The sequence below is a fragment of the Cupriavidus sp. UYPR2.512 genome, from assembly GCF_000379565.1.
In the GTDB taxonomy this organism is placed as follows: domain Bacteria; phylum Pseudomonadota; class Gammaproteobacteria; order Burkholderiales; family Burkholderiaceae; genus Cupriavidus.
In genome coordinates this window covers 17,596-36,910 of record NZ_KB903131.1, presented here as the reverse complement: position 1 = coordinate 36,910, position 19,315 = coordinate 17,596, and the positions used below count along the sequence as shown (strand labels likewise).

Below are 19,315 nucleotides of genomic sequence, written 5' to 3'. Positions count from 1 at the left end.
CCATGCCGTCCGCCATCGCTGGCGCAAGCTGGCTTGCCGTTGCCGGCGGCGTCGCGCTGTCCGTGCTGGGGCCGTCGCGCATGGCCATGGCGGCCGGCGTGGTGGCAGCCTATGCGGGCTTCTGCAGCGCGGTGGTTGCCCACTATCGCCAGCGGCACGCGCGCGTGGCGGCACTGGCTGGCACGGAAGAAGGCGCAACGCTGATTGCCTATGCCTCCCAGACCGGGTTTGCCGAACAGCTGGCGCTGCAAACCGCCACCGCGCTGCAAGGCGCTGGCGTGCCGGTGCAACTGCTCTCGCTGGCCGATGTCGATGCGCGGCGCCTGCAGGCATGCCGCCAGGCGCTGTTCCTGGTCAGCACTACCGGCGAGGGCGACGCCCCCGACAGCGCATCCGGTTTTTCACGCCGCTTGCTGGCCGGCGCGGATGGCCTGCAGTCTTTGCGCTACGGCATCCTCGCGCTCGGCGACAGCAGCTACGCGCGCTTCTGCGCTTTCGGCCACACGCTCGACGGCTGGCTGCAGCGCCACCGTGCGCAGCCGCTCTTTGACCTGGTCGAAGTCGACAACGGGGACGCCGGCGCCCTGCGCCACTGGCAGAACCACCTGTCGGCCCTGAGCGGCGGCGCGGAGATTGCCGACTGGGAACGCCCGCGCTATGACAGCTGGCGGCTCGCGCAACGTCACCATTTGAACCCCGGCAGCCAGGGCGCGCCGGCGTTCCACCTGTCGCTGGCGCCGCAGGGTGATGCGGCAATGGACTGGCAAGCCGGCGACATCGCCGAGATCGGCCCGTGCCACGCGCCGGCCGAGGTTGAACGGCTGCTGGCGCGGCTTGGCCTGGACGGCGCCACGCCGGTGCGTTGCGATGGCCACGACACCATCCTGGTCGAGGCCATGGCCACGCGCATGCCATTGCCCGAACCGCACTTTGCGGCGATGCAGGGCCTGCCGCCGCAGCAACTGGTGGACACGCTGCCGCCGCTGCCGCACCGCGAGTATTCGATCGCCTCGCTGCCGCAGGACGGGCAACTCGAACTGCTGGTGCGGCAGACCCGCTACGACGACGGCCGCCTCGGCCTGGCCTCCGGCTGGCTGACCGAGCACGCGGCCGTGGGCGCCCGCATCGCGCTGCGCATCCGCACCAACCGCAGCTTCCACCCGCCGGCCGATGACCGGCCCCTGATCCTGGTCGGCAACGGCACCGGGCTGGCCGGGCTGCGCGCCCAGCTCAAGGCCCGCGCCGTGGCCGGGCAGCGCCGCAACTGGTTGCTGTTCGGCGAGCGCTCGGCACAGCATGACGCGCTCTTTGCCGGGGAACTGGCCGCATGGCAGGCCGACGGCACGCTGCAGCGCGTGGACCGCGCCTGGTCGCGTGACGGCGGCGCGCCGCGCTACGTACAGGACGCCCTGCGCGCACAGGCCGAGAGGGTGCGCCAGTGGGTGGCGGACGGCGCGGCCGTCTACGTTTGCGGCAGCCTGCAGGGCATGGCCGGCGGCGTCCATGACGCACTGGCAGGGATCCTCGGCGAAGACGCGCTGCGCCGGCTTGCCGATGACGGCCGCTACCGGCGCGACGTCTACTGAGCGAACCCGCAGCGGCACGCGCCGTGCGGAGATCGGCCGCGCGGCTCGCGCGCCGGCCGGGGATGCACTATCTTCGGTGTGAACTGCAAGACATCTGCAGCCAATCACAACACCGAGGAGACCTGATGTTACGCACCCCCCGCCGCCTGGCCGCTGCGCTGGCCCTGCTCGCCACCACCATCCCGGCCGCCATGGCCGAAGCTCCCGCCCGCAACAACGTGCTTGCCGTGCCCGGCCTGGAAAAGCCCGCCAGCGTGCTGGTCGACCGCTGGGGCGTGCCGCATATCTATGCCGGCACGCTCTACGACGCCTTCTTTGTGCAGGGCTTCATGGCCGCGCGCGACCGCCTGTGGCAGATCGACCTGTGGCGCAAGCGCGGACTCGGCGAGATGGCCAGGGACTTCGGCCCGGCCTATGCCGATGGCGACCGCATGGCGCGCGCGGTGCTGTTCCGCGGCGACATGTACCGCGAATGGCTGGCCTATGGCTCCGACGCCAAGCGCGTGGCCGAGGCCTTCGTGGCCGGGGTGAACGCCTATGTGGCGCTGACCGAGCAGAAGCCCGAGCTGCTGCCGCCGGAATTCCGCAAGCTCAACTACAAGCCTGCGCGCTGGCAGGCCGAAGACATCGTGCGCATCCGCCACCACGGCTTGACGCTCAACTTCACCGGCGAAGTCGAACGCGCCCAGCTCTATTGCCAGGCCAGGCAGGACGCCCCGCGTGCCGACTGGCTGCGCCGCGAACTCGATCCGCAGATCGAGCCCAGGCTCAACCCCGGCGTCGACCCCTGCACCGTGCCCGCAGCGGAACTGCGCCGCGCCTATGAACTGGCCACCGCCGCCGCGCGCTTCCCGAAGGAGGCGTGGGCCGCGGCACAGGCCGGCAGTATCCCGCTCGACCAGCTCTACGCACTGGTGGACCCCAACAGCGACACCGGCCGCAGCCTCGGGTCGAACAACTGGGTCATCGGCGGCAAGCGCACCACCACCGGCCGCCCGATCCTGGCCAACGACCCGCACCGCTCGCACGGCGCGCCCAGCCTGCGCTATATCAGCCACCTGAACGCGCCAGGGATGTCGGTGATCGGCGCGGGCGAGCCGTTCCTGCCCGGCATCTCGATCGGGCACAACGGCACCATCGCCTTCGGCCTGACGCGCTTCTACATGGACCAGGAAGACCTGTACGGCTACGAGCTCAATCCGGCCAACCCGCATGAGTACAAATACAAGGGCCGCTGGGAGCCGATGGAGACCATCACCGAAGAGATCGTGGTCAAGGGCGAGTCCACGCCGCGCAAGGTCACTATCGACTTCACCCGCCACGGCCCGGTGCTGGTCGCCGATGCCGGCCGCGCGCAGGCGTGGGCGCTGCGCGCCGCGTGGCTCGACTACGGCATGGCGCCGTACTTCGGCTCGATGGACTATATGCGCGCGCGCGATTGGGACCAGTTCCGCGCCGCCATGAACCGCTGGGGCGCGCCCGGCGAAAACCAGGTCTATGCCGACACCAGCGGCAACATCGGCTGGATCCCGGGCGGGCTGACCGTCAAGCGGCCCAACTGGGACGGCCTCACGCCGGTGGCGGGCGCTGGCCGCTACGAGTGGGCCGGCTACCGCAACATGGACGAGCTGCCGTGGGCCTTCAACCCCGCGCCTGGCTATATCGTCACCGCCAACGAGAACAACATCCCGCCCGAGCACCCCGCCGCGAAACTTGGCGTAGGCTACGAATGGAGCGACAGCTCGCGCGCGCGCCGGCTCAAGGCTCTGGTGGGAGCCAATACGCGCAGCTCGGTGCAGGACTCGATGGCGTGGCAGAACGACACTGTGTCGCTACCGGCGCAGCGCGCGGTCGCGATGCTGAAGGATGTGCGCAGCGACGACCCGCAACTGGCCCGCGGCCTGGACCTGCTGCGCAACTGGGACGGCAACGAGCGCGCGGACAGCGCCGCCGCGGCACTGTTCGAGGTCTGGTTCAGCAAGCACCTGCGCCAGGCCGTGGTGCGCGCCGCGCTGCCGCCAGAAGCCGCGCGGCTGGTGGGCGCAGGCGATGCCGCGCGCGTGCTGGCGGTGCGGGAGCAGCCCGGGCCGCGGATGCCGGCGGAGCGGCGCAATGCGGTGATGCTGGAATCGCTGAAAGCCGCCATGGCGGAACTCGAAGCCAAGCTCGGCCCCGATCCGCGCGCATGGCAATGGGGCAAGCTCCATACCGCCGTGTTCACGCATCCGATGGACCCGATCCTGAGCGACGCGGAACGCGATCAGTTCAACGTCAACGCCGGCCCGATCGGCGGCTCGGCCTTCACGCCGATGAACACCAGCTACCGCAATACCGACTTCCGCCTGACCGCCGGCGCGTCCTTCCGCATGGTGCTGGATGTGGGCAACTGGGATGCCTCGCGCGTGGTCAACACGCCGGGACAGTCAGGGAATCCGGCCAGCCCGCATTACCGGGACCTGGCGCCGTTGTGGGCGAAGGGGGAGTATTTCCCGCTGGTGTATACGCGCAAGGCGGTGGAGAAGGCTAGTCGGGAGCGGTTGGAGTTGGTGCCGCAGTGAGGGTGGTGCTGTCGTACGCCCGTATTTGATATAGGCTAATGCGCCTTGTGAAAATGGCCCTCTTCCGCGAGCGGGAGAGGGCCGTTGCATTTCTTCGACCCCAATTTCAGCATTGTCCGATTGAGTCTTCGCCAAGGCCACTTCTATGATCGGCCGTTGGCTACAACGGCGAAGACATGGACGCAATTGACGAATTCAACGGATACGGCGCCAGAGTGCCTGGGCGTCAGGCATATCATCTGATCGTCCCTGGTGCGGCCAGCGCGCCGGGGCTATCGGTAGTGTCATTCAAGGCGGTCGAGCGGCTGGGTGAGCCCTATCGCGTAACCGTCCAGCTGACCCACCCGCTGGCGGTGGATCGCGCCGAATACCTCAACCGGAACGGCACCTTTGTGATTGACGCAGGCGACGGCAGTGCGCCGCGCCAATTCGCTGGCTGGATTTCAGAATTTTCGCTCATCCGGCGCAGCCGCGATTTCATCGGCTACGAAATCGTGCTTCGGCCCCTCGTGGCACGGCTCGAACTGACCCACGCAAGCCGCATCTACCAGCACAAGACCGCTCCGCAGATCATCGAGGCGATCCTGCGTCAGCATGGTCTCGAGGGCCATCAATTTGCCTTCAGGACGCGCCGGCGCTACCCGGAGCACAAGTTCCGCCTTCAGTATCAGATGACAGATTGGGACTATGTCGGGCTGCTGATGAGGCAGGAGGGCCTGTACTGCTATTTCATCCCCGGCAAGTTTGGCGAGATGATCGTATTCGGCGACGACATCGATCACTACGTCTACCAGCCTGAACTACGCATGCCATATCGCGAGACTGCCGGCCTGGAGGCCGGCATCGAAGCCGTATTCGACATCCGCGTTCATGCGAAAACGGTGCCGCAATCCTTCTGCGTCGCGGACTACAACCCGGATCTGGCATGGGAGCGCCTCAAGCAGGAGGCGAACGTCGCCCGCAAGGACAGCACAACCTATGGCCAGCCTTATGTCTTCGGCACACACCATCTGGACGAGGCCAGCGCGAAATGGGAGGCGCAGTTGCGCCATGAGGCGGCATTGGCCAGTCAATGCCTCCTTGAGGGCGAGAGCAACGTCCTGGAGTTGCGCCCCGCGCGTGTCCTGCGCATGGACGAAGCCCTTTCGGATGCCCCCAACGGCCAGGTCGTCATCGAGGTCAGCCACAGCGGCGGGCGCGATCAGGCTTACCGCAATAGCTACAAGGCAATTCCCTCAGACCGGCGCTACCGACTGCCGCTGGAAGAGGAAAAATGGCCACGCATCCACGGCACCCTGAGTGCGCGCATCACGTCGCCGGGGCAGTACAAGTATGCGTACCTGACGCAGGAGGGTCGTTACGTCGTCCGCTTCGACCTGGACTTCGATGAATGGCCGAACGGCGGCGAGAGCGTGCCGCTGGCGCTCGCCAAGCCGTTCGCGGGAGCGCTGCAGACTGGGTTCCACTTCCCGCTGATCGACGGCACCTACGTGGAGGTGTCATTCCGGGACGGCAATCCGAACAAGCCGTACATCGCCCATGTCCAGCACAACAGCCAGCACGGAGACCTGATCACCAATCAGGACCGCTGGCTGTCGCGCAACGTGATCCGCACGCAGAGCGACAACAAGGTCGAGCTGGAAGACTGGGAGGGCCAGGAGCACGTCAAGCTGTCCACCGAGCATTCGGGCAAGAGCCAGCTGACCCTGGGCCACATTGTCAACGGCAAGCGCGTGCCGCGCGGCGAAGGCTTCGAGCTGCGCACCGATGCGCAGGGTGCCCTTCGGGCGGGCCGAGGCTTGCTGCTTACCGCATGGACGCAGCAGCGAGCCAACGGGCAGCAGCTCGACATGGATGTGGCCATGCAAGAGATGCGCGCCGTCCTCTCCCAGGCGCAGGCGCTGGCGAATGCGGCCACACAGTCCAAGGCCGAAATCGCTGACCTGAAGGCCGAGAACGCATGGCTGCGCAGCAGCGTGAATGAGCTGAAGCAGGCCGTCATGATGCTCACCGCACCCCATGGCATTGCCCTTGCCACCCCAGACCGCATCTCGGTCGCCGCGGGACGGGACGTCAATGTCGCCACGAAGGCTGGCTTCCACGTCAGCGCGCTCGAAAAGGTTGCCATCGCCGCCGGTGACGCGTTGTCGCTGTTCGCCTCGAGGCTGGGCGTCAAGGTGTTCGCAGCGAAAGGCAAGGTGGAAATCCAGGCGCAGAACGGGGCGCTCGATTTGTTCGCGGACAAGCAGGTGCATATCGCAAGCGCTGGCGAAGAGGTGGTCATCAACGCGGCCAAGAAGGTCGTGATAGGCAGCAGCGGGGCCCACCTGGTTTTCGACAACCATAGCGCCACATTCCATTGTGCTGGAGCGTTCAAGGTAAAAGCCGCCTCTTTCACATTCGAAGGTCCGGAAGGGCAAAGCCATGCATTGCCGAACCTGCCGAAGACCTGCCTGCAAGTCAGCGACCAGTATCCGTCGTCCCACTGAATCATGATCATCAGCCCTCCCTTCCTGCCGGCCGAAGTCCTGCAATCCACGGATCGGGCCAAGACCGATCCGATGATGGATCTCGTTGACCAGTACGAACTTGGTCATCATGGTGTCTACCCGATTGCATTTGACCGGCGCTGGCATCGTGGTGCGCATCTCGCACCCTCGTTTCAAAACGAACCCGTGCGCGCGATTGCCGATGGTGAAGTCGTTGCCTATCGTGTCAGCCAGAGGCCCATTTGTGATGGGAAGAAGAATAGCGACGGCAGCGACAGCCTGAACTCGAACACCGGCTTTGTGCTGCTCAGGCATGCCACTGACACGGGGGAAGGCCGGACCATCACCTTCTATTCGCTGTACATGCACTTGCGGGACCTTGACGGCATTCGAAATGCCGTGGGCCCGTTGCCAAACAATCCGCCCGAGACAGGATCATCCACCGTCCTGCCGGAATGGTTGTCCAATTCCATCGATGGCGTGCAGGTGCCCAAGAACCTGAAGGTCTATCGCAAGGACATGTTGGGCTACGCCGGTGCGTGCCACGGCCAACCGCACCTGCACTTCGAGATCTTCATGACCGAGGGTGACTTCAGGGCGTGGTTCGAGCAGTCGGGCCATGTCGTGGAACTTGGAAGCAGGAATCCCACTACGCCAGCATCGAAGGACTACTGGGGCCATAGCTACTTTGTGATCCCTGGTGGGCAGGTATTCGTCAGCAAGCCACCCAATGCGGTAGGCACGGCGGCAGCGTATTTCCCACCACTACAGTCGGGCACGCTGGACACCGGCAGCAAGCTGTACGTTGAAGCCTATTTCCACAAGGGGCAACGCTACACGCGCTCCTGGGTTGAAATGGCCGGAACTCTTATGCCCCTGACTCCCGCGCCTGTACCGGACACCTACGCCGACTACGAATACAAGATGTACGAGCGAGCCACCGCGCTCTACCCGCAATGCCCAAGCGATGGCTACGAACTGCTCCGCTTCGGCCGGATACTGAACGACCACCCCACACTGCCGGCAGCTGCCCAGCAGACCTGGGTGGCCGCGACCTTCGAGGCAGGCAAGCAGGGCTATATCGACATCAGCCAGCCGGCAATCCAGAAGCTGTCCGACGCGGACTTCCCGTTCTTTATGGGCTGGCAGAAGATCGAAGAAGGCAACACGCCATTCAGCCAGGATGGCATCTGCGATTACGACGCGTTGAGAAAAATCGTTGCTGTGGTTGAGGATGCCGAGACCTCTGCCGAAAGAGTGCGCCCCGCCCATGAACAGGAAGCCAAGCTGGCCGCTTACATAGCACACCATCGAGAGGTGCGGGAGAAGTTCAGGGGCTTCGTTTGCCAAGCGCCAAGCGAGTGGGATGCGAGCGGCAACGAGGCGCGCTACAAGAGGCTGAAGGATCCGGATGGGTTCTTCGGGAAGCGCAAGGAACTTGATCCGAATGGGTATGACGACTTCATCAGGTTCCTGAAGCGGTTTCAGTTTCTAGAGAAGACCTCGCTCGGCGGCGGCAAGAAATTTTGGTTCTTCCACCCGCTAGCTTTTATCCGTCATTTCAGGAAGTGCGGGTGGTTGAGTCAAAATGATTTTAAGAGAATCTATGATGAGAAAAACTATATATCGGTTGGGAAGCGTGGGATCGAATATAAGGAATGTTATAGGTATTCAATAAATCTCGTCTTGCGAAAGTATGCGCTAAATACTCAGGTTAGAGCCTCGCATTTTTTCGGGCAGTGTGCAATAGAATCATTCTATATGATGGTTGTGCGTGAAAGTTCTGTGGCGATTGCCAAGGCGGTTAAATCTAATCATGTGTCCATAGCGCCAGAAACGAATGGATATCTGCAGTCTCCACCCGCAGCACCATCTGATGTTGCGTATTTTATAAAATACGATGGTATATCTCAACTTGGCAACACTGATCCCGGAGATGGCGTTAAATTTAGAGGAAGGGGATTAAAGCAACTCACGGGAAGATATAACTATTCTCAGTACAGGGTATTTCGGGGGTGGTTGGATGCAAAATCCTATGATCATGCGTGGTTTAAAAAGAAAAAATCTGGCCCTGCAATGGATCATCCAGAGGTCGCTGGCAATGACCCGTTCACATGTGTCGACACCGCCGGTTTCTACTGCGCATATCGACACGTGGCGAAGGCGGCTGATGCGGGCGTTAGAGAGTTCGTTTCGCTCGCCGTATCAAAGATCGTGAACCCGTATGACGTGAAAAGCCCATCTTTGCGATGGGATGAAACAAAAAAGGCATATGCGATACTGGGAGACTCAAAATGAGGGGATTTTTCGTTATTGCAATTCTATTTCTTTATTTTGGCTTTGCGTTAGCTGCGCCTTCCATTCAGTCGTGTGATGGGTTGTACGCGGCCAAAATGGATGGTAATGGGGTATTGTTAATAAATCACGGTTTCCGGCGATTCGCATCGAAACGAATAGATCATAATCTCTCGGGTGGGGTGTTTAGCCTGGATAACTCGATATTAATCGTGTTCGGATCGCCAAGAAATGTAAATTCCAAAGGTCCCCAGGTCACCCGTCTCTCAATTATTAGTGTAAGACGACGGCCTTTTGTCATTATGAGGCAAATTTATGGTGGTGGAGTATATGATGCCGCGTTCAGCTCCGATCAGAATTTTGTTTCTGTAGAAAATAAATTTGGGATTGATGTATTGGATCTGACTCACAAGACATCCAAAATGTTCGCCCCCACGTATAGGGTTGGCTTCTCGACGCAGAAGTGCCTAAGTAAATAGGAATTAATAAAAACCGCAATAGACGTGGAATCTCCCATTCGCCTCGGCGACAGACTCGAAAACGGCGGCCAAGTCACAACCGCCTCGCCGACCATGACATTCATGAACCGCCCGCTCGCGCGCAAGGGGGATGCAGCGCATTGCGCCCGCCACGGCGCGACGACGATTGCAGAGGGTCATGACGGCTTTCGCGACCAGGACGGACGGCCCGTAGCCATGCACCACTACCGTTGCACGTGTGGCTGCCGGCTGATTTCGTCGCTCCTGAATGTCCATATCGCTTGAACATGCCCATCGATTTGTCCCCGGGTGGTGAGGCGAGTCCGTACCCGGCAGACGTTCGCCGCTTCTTGTCGTGGCTCGTCATCTGGGCCTTGTGCGTCGTCGTCGGCGCGGCTATCGCCTTGCTGCTGTGGCCCGTAGGGGTACCGGCACGTGGGACCCTGTTTTGGTGGCGCATTGCTGGCATACCGAATGGCGTCTTTCTGATCCTGCTAGGCATCGCGCGCGTCGGATACGAAGTGCAATGGCATCGCGCCAATCATTGGAATGTCCACAGGCAGAAATGGATCGACGCGCGCGTGCGAGAAGCGCAGCGCCCATTGCAGGTACTGGGGGCCAGCTATTGCCTGCCCCTTCAAGGGCACAAGGATCTTTCCAGCGCGTTGCGTGCGGCAAAGCCTCTGGTCGATCAGCGCGCACCGCGCACTCGTGCAGCACTGATCGCGCATAGCCGGTTCGATGAGGATTCGCTGTGCGCCCGTCTATTGGAAGGTGAATCACCGGCCGGGGACCATCCGGACGAGCCTGTGCAGCAAACGTTCGAGACGGTTTCCACCATTGTGCTGAAGATGGTCGATGCGCTGGTTCCGCTCGCGCAGCACCTGCAAGTGTTGTCCCAATATGGGCCTGGCCACGCCCCGGCGGTGCGCGTATTGGCCGAGGCCGAGATGGCGACGATTCGTCTGGCCCAAGTGCAGGAAGCGCTGGGCCGCATTGGATTTCCGCACCTCGAATGCCAGACAGTACCGGCGTCCGATGCACTGATGGTTGCCGATGCATGGCTCGATCTGCGTGAATGGCGGCCGCTACTGGTGATTGCCGCTGAATGGCACGATGCCAATCCTCCGGCCAACAGTGGGGAGGGGTGTGTTGCCGTGTTGCTCAATCCCGGCTGCTTTCAGTTGCCCGAGCCGGTGAAGGTGGTCGGGCTACTCCATCGGCCCCTTGCCGACGCAGCCGGCGCATCGGGCGATCTTGTCGCCAACGCGATCCGATGGGGGAAAACCGAACCCGCGGCGTTGCAGCGGGCATGGATCACCGGCCTGGGAAGCCAGCAAGACATAGCGCTTTCTGCCGCGATGAAGGCAGCCTCCCTGCCGCAACTCAACGAGTGGGAGGCCCAATGCCGCGTGGATCGCATCGTCGGCAATGTCGGCGCGGTCGATCCCTGGCTTTCCGTTGCGGCCGCCATCGAATCCCGCGAGACCGGCTCGCATCTCATCCTTGACCGCGCGCAGGCAGCGGTCCTTCACGTCCTGACACCACCGCATGACGAATCCAAGTACTGATCTGAAGGCCGAGACGGCGAACTCGAAGACTCCCGGCGCCATATCCCTGTGGGGTGGTCCCCTGGTCCTGGCGGGAACGGGAGCGTTGGCGGCCCTCGTTGTTTGGTTCCATGGCGAGAGCTTCGGGCTGATTTCGCGCGATGCCAGGATGTCTGTGCTGCTGTGGATTCCCCTTGTGGTTATCTTTGCCATTCTCGTGTACTTGGTCTCGGTTCTGCTCGGTGCCGATCGGGCCACGGCGCGGCTTTTCGCCCGCGAGGCGGGTGACGCGCGCTCTCCTTGGGGCAGAAGGCCTCGGCGCGACACCCGGCTGGAAGAACTACGCCATGATCTGCGCAGCTCCTTGGGCTGGCGCTGGCGTTCGCGCATGCCGTGGCTGATGTTGTGCGGCGACGATGCATCGATTGATGAAGTCGCCCCTGGCCTGAAGCAGGCCGGCGTGTGGCGCTCGGAGGAAGCCGTTCTCGTCCATGCCTCGCCCGCCGGCAGCGAGGCGGCCACATGGCTCCGACAAGTGCGGAAGTTGCGCTACCGTTGTCCGGTCGATGCCATGGTGCAAGTGGTATCGGGAAACAATGCGGGTGCGGCGCACACGCAGGCGCTGCGTGCCCTGGCCGCGACCCAGGGTGAATTAGGCTGGGCCGCGCCGGTGATCTTCGTCCACCCCGTGACGCTGCAGGGCGCGCACCGGGGGGAATTCACGGCCATCGGCGCATTCCTCGATGAGGCAAGTCATCGGACCCGTGGCGCAGCAGCCAACGCCATGGATGACTTATTGGTATCGCTGGAGGCTCGCACCGCTGTGCTTGGCGTGCAATGGTGTGCTGAACCTAGAAAGTCACCATTCATCGCGAGAATTTCAGCCTACATCGGGGAGCACCGGGCTGGCATCGTGAATCGGTGGGCGGCGTGGCATGCGTCAGCCTGGCGGCGTGCGCCGATGGCCGGCGTCATGTTTGCTCCGGTGTTCGCCGCGCCTTCGATGCCGGTACCCGTGCCCGCAGCGGATGCTTCGGCCGAAGTGGCCAGCCTGGCCGCCGCAATCCACGGGCCGGAGGCGGCCGGCATGCAACTGGTTACGCTATTAGCGACCTGGCGAGAGATTGGCGAGCGTGCCGCAAACTATCGCGCGCGCAGAATCGGAATACATCCGCTTACGGTCCTCACCTTGGTTGCGCTGGTATCGGTCGCTTTTTGGAGCGCTGGCATGCTGGCTTCCGGTTTGCGCAATACCCAAGACCTGCGCACGGCGCGGCAGACGATTCAGGACATGCAGACGGCCTCCACTCCTGCCGCTCGCCTGAAGGCACTGCTTGCGCTGCAGCAACAGATCGAGCGCTTCGAATACCGAACGCAGCATTACGCGCCGTTGCTGACCCGCTTCGGGTTGAATCGCGATCCGGAGGTGCTGGCCGTCCTGTGGAAGCCATACGCACAGGCCAGCCGCCAGTTGCTGGTCACACCGGTCCAGGAAGCGCTGGAGGCGTCGCTGACGGACCTTGCGCAGATGCGGACCGATTCGCTGGACGAGCAGACCAGCCGTTGGGCACTGGAGGGCCATCAGGGACTTAAGACTTACCTGATGCTGGCATATCCCGAGCGCGCCGATGCAGCGTTCCTGGCCCCGCAACTGGCGCAGCACTGGTCCACAGACGCGCGGATCACCCCAGGCGAGCGTCAGGACCTTGCCGGACGCTTGCTCAACTTCTATGCCAATCACCTGAAGGCCAACCCGGGCTGGCATATCCAGCCCCGCCCTGAACTGGTAGCTGGCGCGCGCCAGACTCTGCTGGCGGTCATCGGGCAACGCAACGCCGAGGAGACCATCTACCAGGGCATCCTCACCGCGTTCGGAGAGCTTGGCGGCAGCAAGTATCCCGATCAAAGCCTGGCATCGCTGACCGCGGGCACGGATCCACGAGGGCTGCTGCGCAGCGCCGCCATCGTCCCCGCAGTGTTCACGCGTCAAGCTTACGAGGGCTATGTCGCCCCCGCGATCGAGACGGCTGCCACACGCAGCGAAATTGCCAGCGACTGGGTGCTGGCGGATGACAAGGTGCAGGCAAATGCGGCAATACATCGCACTGCACAGACCCTGCAAGCTGCGTTGACCGAACAGTATTTCTCCGACTACGCGGACCGCTGGCAGGGTTTTATGAACAGCCTGCAATGGGAGCCCGCGCCGACGCTGCCGACCGCGATCGACCAGCTCAAGCTGATGGCGGACGCGCGCCAGTCGCCGGTTATGGCATTGATGAAGGCATTGGAATACCAGGGCGGCGCCGGGGCCCGCAAGGAATCGCTTTCCGATACCTTGGTCGAGAAGGCGCAGAACCTGCTGGGCAAACCGGCCGAACCCGGTGCGATCAAGCCGGATCCGGCGGGGCCGCTTGGCACTGCCTTCGCACCGGTACTGCGCCTGATGGGGCAGGGCCAATCCGCCAATCCCGGCGCCAACGGTGACATGAGCTTGCAACGTTTCCTTGACCGGGCGACGGCACTGCGCCTGCGCTTGCAGCAGGTCAGCAACAGCGCCGATGCCGATGCACAGTCTCGCCAGATGGCGCAGGCGCTATTCCAGGGAAAAGGCTCGGAGTTGGCTGACACGCAAGCCTACGCGCAGTTGATGGCCGCCAGCCTTGGCAGCCAGTGGGCGGGCATGGGCGAGACGCTGTTCGTGCGCCCGATTGCGCAAGCGACGCAGACCGTGCTGCAGCCCGCGCAAGCGAGCCTGAACGACTCGTGGCGGCAAAGCATCGCGATGACGTGGGGCCGGGCATTCGCCGGACGCTATCCGTTCGCGGACAGCACTGAGGATGCCTCGCTGCCCGAGCTGGCGCGCTTCCTGCGGCCGCAGAGCGGGCTGATTGGCGCGTTCCTTGGCACACAACTGGCCGGCGTGCTGGAATTGCGTGGGGACCAATGGGTGCCAGCCGCCACCAGTGGTCAGGCAATGGCTTTCGATCCCGCCTTCCTGAGGGCGGTCAACACCCTGCAGCGCATCGCCGCGCATCTGCTGGCGCAAGGACAGCCCGGGTACCGCTTCGAGTTCCAGCCGGTTCCGACTCCGGGCCTGACTGATACGCTCCTGACTGTCGACGGACAGAAGCTGCACTACTACAACCAGCGCGAGATCTGGCAGGCGATGACCTGGCCGGGCAATAGCCCGCAAGACCTGGGGACGCACCTGCAATGGCGGACCGAGAAAGCCGGGCTCAACAAGAGCTATGAGTTCGGTGGCCGCTGGGGACTGGTGCGGATGCTGGAGCGCGCGCACATCGAGCCGCTGAGCAGTGCGACCTATCAACTGACCTGGCAGGCCGTCCCGGACACGTTGGCGCCGATAGCCGACCCGGGCGAAACGGACCCGGACAGCCTGACGGCACGCGCCGCGAAGCTGGCGGCTGCAGGGGACATGATCTATCCCATCCGCTACCAGATGCGCACAGAGATCGGCCAGGGGCCGTTGGAGATGCTCGCGCTGCGGGGCTTTGTGTTGCCTGGCCGGATTTTTGCCGCCCGCGAGCCGCAAGCCCCGGTGCCTGCCGCCCCGCCCCAGCGCAGGTAGGGGCGGCGCGCCATCGGGAAAGCCTTACTTCAACATCTTCAACAAAGCCGCCGCCGCCGCATCGGACGACGCGGGATTCTGCCCCGTCACCAGCCGGCCTGCCACCACGACATGACTGGCCCAGTCCTCGCCACGCGTAAAGCGCCCGCCATTGGCCTTGAGCATGTCCTCCACCAGGAACGGCACCACCGTGGTCAGCTGCACCGCGTCTTCCTCGCTGTTGGTGAAGCCGGTCACTTCCTTGCCGCTGACCAGCGGTTTCCCGTCCGCGCCCTTGGTATGGCGGAACACTGCGGGGGCGTGGCATACCGCTCCCACCGGCTTGCCGGCGCGGTCGAACTGCTCGATCAGGGCGACCGAGCGCTGGTCTTCGGCCAGGTCCCACAGCGGGCCGTGGCCGCCCGGATAGAAGACGGCGTCAAAGTCTTCCGCCTTCACCTGATCCAGGGTCAGCGTGCTGGCGAGTGCGGCCTTGGCGGCCGGGTCACCCTGGAAGCGCCGGGTGGCGTCGGTCTGGGCGCCGGGGTCGTCGCTTTTCGGGTCGATCGGCGGCTGGCCGCCCTTGGGCGAGGCCAGCGTGATGTCGGCGCCAGCGTCCCTGAAGACGTAGTAGGGCGCGGCGAACTCCTCCAGCCAGAAGCCGGTCTTGTGGCCGGTATTGCCCAGCTTGTCGTGGGAGGTCAGCACCATCAGGATTTTCATTGTTCCGCTCCATTGGTTCACAGGCAGCCGGGCTGAAATGCCGCGGCACTGGCAACATCCTAGGCAGCGGACTATGATTCGAAAACTTCTATTATTCGATCTCTGCTATCCAAAAAATGAATATCGGCAGCAAGGACCTCAACCTGCTGTACGTGTTTCACGTGCTGTACCAGGAAGGCAATGCCTCGCGCGCGGCCGCGCGCATGGCGCTGAGCCAGCCGGCGCTGAGCCACAAGCTCAACCGCCTGCGCGATGAGCTGGGCGATCCGTTGTTCGTGCGCGCGCCGCGCGGACTGACGCCAACGCCGCGTGCGCATGCGCTGGCGCCGCAGGTGCAGCGGCTGGTCGGGGACCTCGACGCGTTCTATGACGCCTGTGCCGGCCACGATTACCTGGCGCGCAGCGAGCACCTGCATATCTATACCACCGACTACATGGAGCAGTTGCTGCTGCCCGCCCTGCTGCCGCGGCTGCGCAGCCAGGCGCCGGGCGTGGTGCTGGTCACGCACAACACGCGCGGCGAGCTGCCGCGCGAGGAACTGGAGAAGGGCACCTGCGACCTGGCGATCGCGGGCTTCTATGAGAACCTGCCCGACACCTTCCACCAGCAGCGGCTATGCAGCGAGGACTTCGTGGTGCTGGCTTCGCGCGCCAATCCACGGATTGCCGATGGCCTGGATCTCGACGCCTTCCTGGCGTGCGAACACCTGCTGACCACGCTGACCGGCGACCTCAACGGTGTGGTCGACCGCGCGCTGGCCCGGCAGGGGCACAAGCGCACAGTGGTGGCGGGTTTGTCGAGCTTCCTTGCCCCGAGCCGGCTGGTGCGCGGCACGGAACTGCTGCTGACCTGCCTGCGCTCGGTCGCGGAAGAGGCCGTGGCGCGCGACTCTGACCTGGTGCTGCTACCGGTTCCCTTCACGCTGCCCCAGGTCGACATGATGCAGATCTGGCACGCGCGCACCGATGCCGACCGGCTGCGGCGCTGGTTGCGCCAGCAGATCCAGGAGGTGGCCAGCGCCATCAGCGCGGCCGGACCGGCCGCGCGCAAGCCCCGCGTCAGGCGCGGTTGACCACCGGAACCAGCGCGCCCTGCACGGCGCGTGCCGCATCCGAGGCCAGGAACAGGATCACGTCGGCCAGCGCATCCAGGCTGACCCAGCGCGTGGCATCGGCGTCAGGCATGGCCTGGTGGTTCTCGGGCGTATCCAGCACGCTGGGCAGCACCGCGTTGATGCGGATGCCCTGGTCGCGCAGCTCTGCCGACATCGATTCGGTCACGCGCGCCAGCGCGTCCTTCGAGGCGCAATAAGCGCTCATCTGCGCCAGTCCGCGCGCGGCCGAGTTGGCGCCCACGTTGACGATGGCGCCGCCGCCCGCGGCAAGCATGTGCGGCACCACCGCGCGCGCCATGTTCAGCACGGTACCCACATTCATGTCGAACAGGTGGTTCCAGGTATCGGCGCTGGTTTCATGCACGTTCGGGCCCATTGAAAAGCCGCCGGCCAGGTTGCACACCACGTCGATGCGTCCGCATGCCTGGATGGCCTGCGTGACGGCCTCGCCGAGCTGACCGGCATCGAGCAGGTCCGCCTGCAGGGCCAGGTGGCCGGTGCCCGCTTCGGGCAGCGGCGCCACATGCCGGTCCAGCAGCACCACGCGCGCGCCTGCCTGCGCAAAGGCCTGCGCCACGGCGCGGCCCAGGTTGCCGCGTGCGCCGGTGATCAATACGTTCTTGCCGTTGAAGTTCATTTGCGTGCTCCTGCGCCGTCGTGGCGCACATGGTCGGGGTCAGCCATCGCCCGGGGCCGGCTTTTACCTCGTGGGCCGGGGCGAAAAACGCAAGCCAGTCTACGCACCGCCCCCCAACATTTGCTTGCGAAATTGCCTCGGGCTAACCCTTGAACGGCACAGGAAGTTGCGCGGCGGGCCGGCGTCATTGCCGATTGCGCCGTGGCTTGCGCGCTGGCGCGGTGTCCGCGGGGGCGGCCGCCGCTTCCGCTGCCGCGGTCTGCTCAAGGAACCCCACCAACAGCCGCGCCGCCGGCGACAGCAGTTCCAGGTCGCGGAAGCAGATCGCAAAGCGCCGCCGCGCCCAGTCGTTGCGCAGCGGGATCACGCGCAGGCTGAAGGTGGGCGCGATCGGCGCGGCGATCTCAGCCGGGATGATGGTGATGCCCAGGTTGGCACGCACACAGCGCAGCGCAGCGTCGAAAGTCGAGACCACCGCGCGGTAGGCGATGCCGCGCCCGAGGATGGCCGCATAGCGCGTCAGCATGGTCTGCACCGCGGTCTGGGCGGGCATGCCGATATGGTCGTAATCCAGCGTGTCCTCGAAGCGGCAGTCGGCGGCCTGCGCCAGCGGATGCGAAGCATGCACCACCGCCGCCAGGTGATCGGTGCGGTAGGGCCGGGTCTGGAAGCCTTCCAGGTCGGCCGCGTCCCAGCAGATCCCCAGCGGCGCCGAGCCCTCGCGCAGCGCGCGCACCACGTCGCTGCTCAGGCTTTCCTCGATGGTCACGCGCACGTCGCGGTTGGCCGGCTGCTGCAGGAAGGCGGCGATATCGTCCGGCAGCGATTCCGCCATTGAGGACACCGTGGCCAGCAGCCGTACCTGCCCGCGGATGCCCGCGCCGTAGTCGGCCATGTCGCGCGCGACCCGGTCCGCCGCCGCCAGCATGGCGCGCGCATGCGCCAGCACCATCTCGCCCGCGGGCGTCGGGATCACGCCGCGGCGGCGCCGCTCCAGCAGGGTCGCGCCTACGGTCTCTTCCAGTTGCGCGAGCCGCTTGCTGATGGCGGATGCCACGATGTGCTCCTGCTCGCCCGCGCGCGCCATATTGCGGGTTTCGCAGACGGCGACGAACAGGCGCAGGGTGGTGAGGTCGAGGTCTCGCATGGCTGTGAGGGACTGCGAATTTCCGGAATGGAATGGTAAGCCTATTTGGGTGGCGGTAATCATTCATCCGGGAACTCCTTGAATTTTCTGTGCGGCGCCAAGAAGACATTCCGATTCGGAATTTTATCGTGCGTAAATCACCGCTTCAGCTCTTTGGCAGAAACTCATAAAGTTCTTCCATCGCTCCCGCCTCAGGGCGCAAACCGGAAGCCGCTGAATCATGTCTGTTCCCTTTCCCCGCCACGCCGTCATCCGCGAAGTCGGATTGCGCGACGGCCTGCAAAGCATCCGCACCATCCTGCCCACGGCAAGCAAGGAGGCCTGGATCCGCGGCGCCCATGCAGCCGGCCTGCGTGAGCTGCAGGTGGGCTCGTTCGTGCCGGCGCACCTGCTGCCGCAACTGGCAGATACCGCGCAGCTGGTCGCATTCGCGCGCACGCTGGCGGACTTGTTCGTCTCGGTGCTGGTGCCCAACCTGCGCGGCGCGCAGGATGCGCTGGCCAGCGGCGCTGACCTGATGATCGTGCCGCTGTCGGCCAGCCACGCGCACAGCCTGGCCAACCTGCGCAAGACGCCGGACGAGGTGGTGGCCGAAGTGGCGCGCATCCGTGCCGCGCGCGATGCCAGCGGTGCGAAGACGCTGATCGAAGGCGGTGTCGGCACCGCCTTCGGCTGCACGCTGCAGGGCCATGTCGATCCGGACGAAGTGCTGCGCCTGATGCAGGCGCTGCTCGATGCCGGCGCCGACCGCGTCAGCCTGGCCGATACCGTCGGCTATGCCGACCCGCGCATGGTGCGCGAGCTGTTTGCGCGTGCGCTCGATATAGCCGGCGATCGCTTCTGGTGCGGCCATTTCCACGATACCCGCGGGCTTGGCCTGGCCAACGTCCACGCGGCGCTGGAAACCGGCGTGACCCGCTTTGACGCCTGCCTGGCCGGCATCGGCGGCTGCCCGCACGCGCCTGGCGCCAGCGGCAATGTCACGACCGAAGACCTGGCCTACATGCTCGGCAGCATGGGCATCGACAACGGCATCGATATCGGCCGCCTGCTCGCGCTGCGTGAAGACGTGGCTGGCTGGCTCAAGGACGAAACCCTGCACGGCACGCTGTGGCGCGCCGGCCTGCCCAAGACCTTCCCGGCCCAGTCCGCTGGCGCCGCTGCCTGA

Annotated in this window: 12 protein-coding genes; 9 read left to right on the top strand and 3 right to left on the bottom strand. The window is 64.5% G+C overall.

Going from position 1 to position 19,315, the window contains the following annotated elements; genetic code table 11:
• The first annotated feature begins 2 nt into the window (after nt 1–2).
• The 7 genes from A3A5_RS0123350 (at nt 3) to A3A5_RS0123325 (ending at nt 14,546) form a co-directional block, all read left to right on the top strand.
• The gene (locus A3A5_RS0123350; protein WP_026201035.1) at nt 3–1,586 is read left to right on the top strand and encodes a sulfite reductase subunit alpha; all 1,584 of its coding nucleotides are present in this window, start codon (nt 3–5) and stop codon (nt 1,584–1,586) included.
• A gap of 125 nt (nt 1,587–1,711) precedes the next feature.
• Nucleotides 1,712–4,144 carry a penicillin acylase family protein gene (locus A3A5_RS0123345; protein ID WP_018312915.1) on the top strand — a complete coding sequence of 811 codons (2,433 nt, stop codon included), beginning with the start codon at nt 1,712–1,714 and terminating at the stop codon, nt 4,142–4,144.
• A gap of 176 nt (nt 4,145–4,320) precedes the next feature.
• Complete coding sequence (locus A3A5_RS0123340) at nt 4,321–6,633, top strand: type VI secretion system Vgr family protein (protein ID WP_018312914.1); 2,313 nt, start codon at nt 4,321–4,323, stop codon at nt 6,631–6,633.
• A 3-nt stretch (nt 6,634–6,636) separates the two neighbouring features.
• Complete coding sequence (locus A3A5_RS39245) at nt 6,637–8,931, top strand: M23 family metallopeptidase (RefSeq protein WP_018312913.1); 2,295 nt, start codon at nt 6,637–6,639, stop codon at nt 8,929–8,931.
• A 500-nt stretch (nt 8,932–9,431) separates the two neighbouring features.
• Entirely contained in the window at nt 9,432–9,692 is a 261-nt protein-coding gene (locus tag A3A5_RS42110) for a PAAR domain-containing protein (RefSeq protein ID WP_081623972.1), read from the top strand.
• 2 nt (nt 9,693–9,694) lie between these two features.
• Nucleotides 9,695–10,978 (top strand): hypothetical protein, encoded by a 1,284-nt coding sequence (locus tag A3A5_RS0123330; RefSeq protein ID WP_018312912.1) that lies wholly within the window; start codon nt 9,695–9,697, stop codon nt 10,976–10,978.
• Nucleotides 10,959–14,546, top strand: coding sequence for an ImcF-related family protein (locus A3A5_RS0123325; protein WP_051108573.1), 3,588 nt, complete (start codon nt 10,959–10,961; stop codon nt 14,544–14,546). The genes A3A5_RS0123330 and A3A5_RS0123325 overlap by 20 nt, the downstream gene beginning before the upstream one ends.
• A gap of 24 nt (nt 14,547–14,570) precedes the next feature.
• Here A3A5_RS0123325 and A3A5_RS0123320 read toward each other — a convergent pair whose 3' ends face one another.
• Nucleotides 14,571–15,248, bottom strand: coding sequence for a type 1 glutamine amidotransferase domain-containing protein (locus tag A3A5_RS0123320; RefSeq protein ID WP_018312910.1), 678 nt, complete (start codon nt 15,246–15,248; stop codon nt 14,571–14,573).
• A 116-nt stretch (nt 15,249–15,364) separates the two neighbouring features.
• On the opposite strand from A3A5_RS0123320, the gene A3A5_RS0123315 reads away from it, so the two are divergent.
• On the top strand, nt 15,365–16,321 hold the full coding sequence (locus tag A3A5_RS0123315; protein ID WP_018312909.1) for a LysR family transcriptional regulator: 957 nt from the start codon (nt 15,365–15,367) through the stop codon (nt 16,319–16,321).
• On the opposite strand, the gene A3A5_RS0123310 is transcribed toward A3A5_RS0123315, so the two are convergent.
• The gene (locus A3A5_RS0123310; RefSeq protein WP_018312908.1) at nt 16,308–17,000 is read right to left on the bottom strand and encodes an SDR family NAD(P)-dependent oxidoreductase; all 693 of its coding nucleotides are present in this window, start codon (nt 16,998–17,000) and stop codon (nt 16,308–16,310) included. The genes A3A5_RS0123315 and A3A5_RS0123310 overlap by 14 nt on opposite strands.
• A gap of 184 nt (nt 17,001–17,184) precedes the next feature.
• Nucleotides 17,185–18,147, bottom strand: coding sequence for a LysR family transcriptional regulator (locus tag A3A5_RS0123305; RefSeq protein ID WP_018312907.1), 963 nt, complete (start codon nt 18,145–18,147; stop codon nt 17,185–17,187).
• Between the two features lie 220 nt (nt 18,148–18,367).
• On the opposite strand from A3A5_RS0123305, the gene A3A5_RS0123300 reads away from it, so the two are divergent.
• A complete protein-coding gene (locus A3A5_RS0123300; protein WP_018312906.1) occupies nt 18,368–19,315 on the top strand; it encodes a hydroxymethylglutaryl-CoA lyase in 948 nt (315 codons plus the stop codon).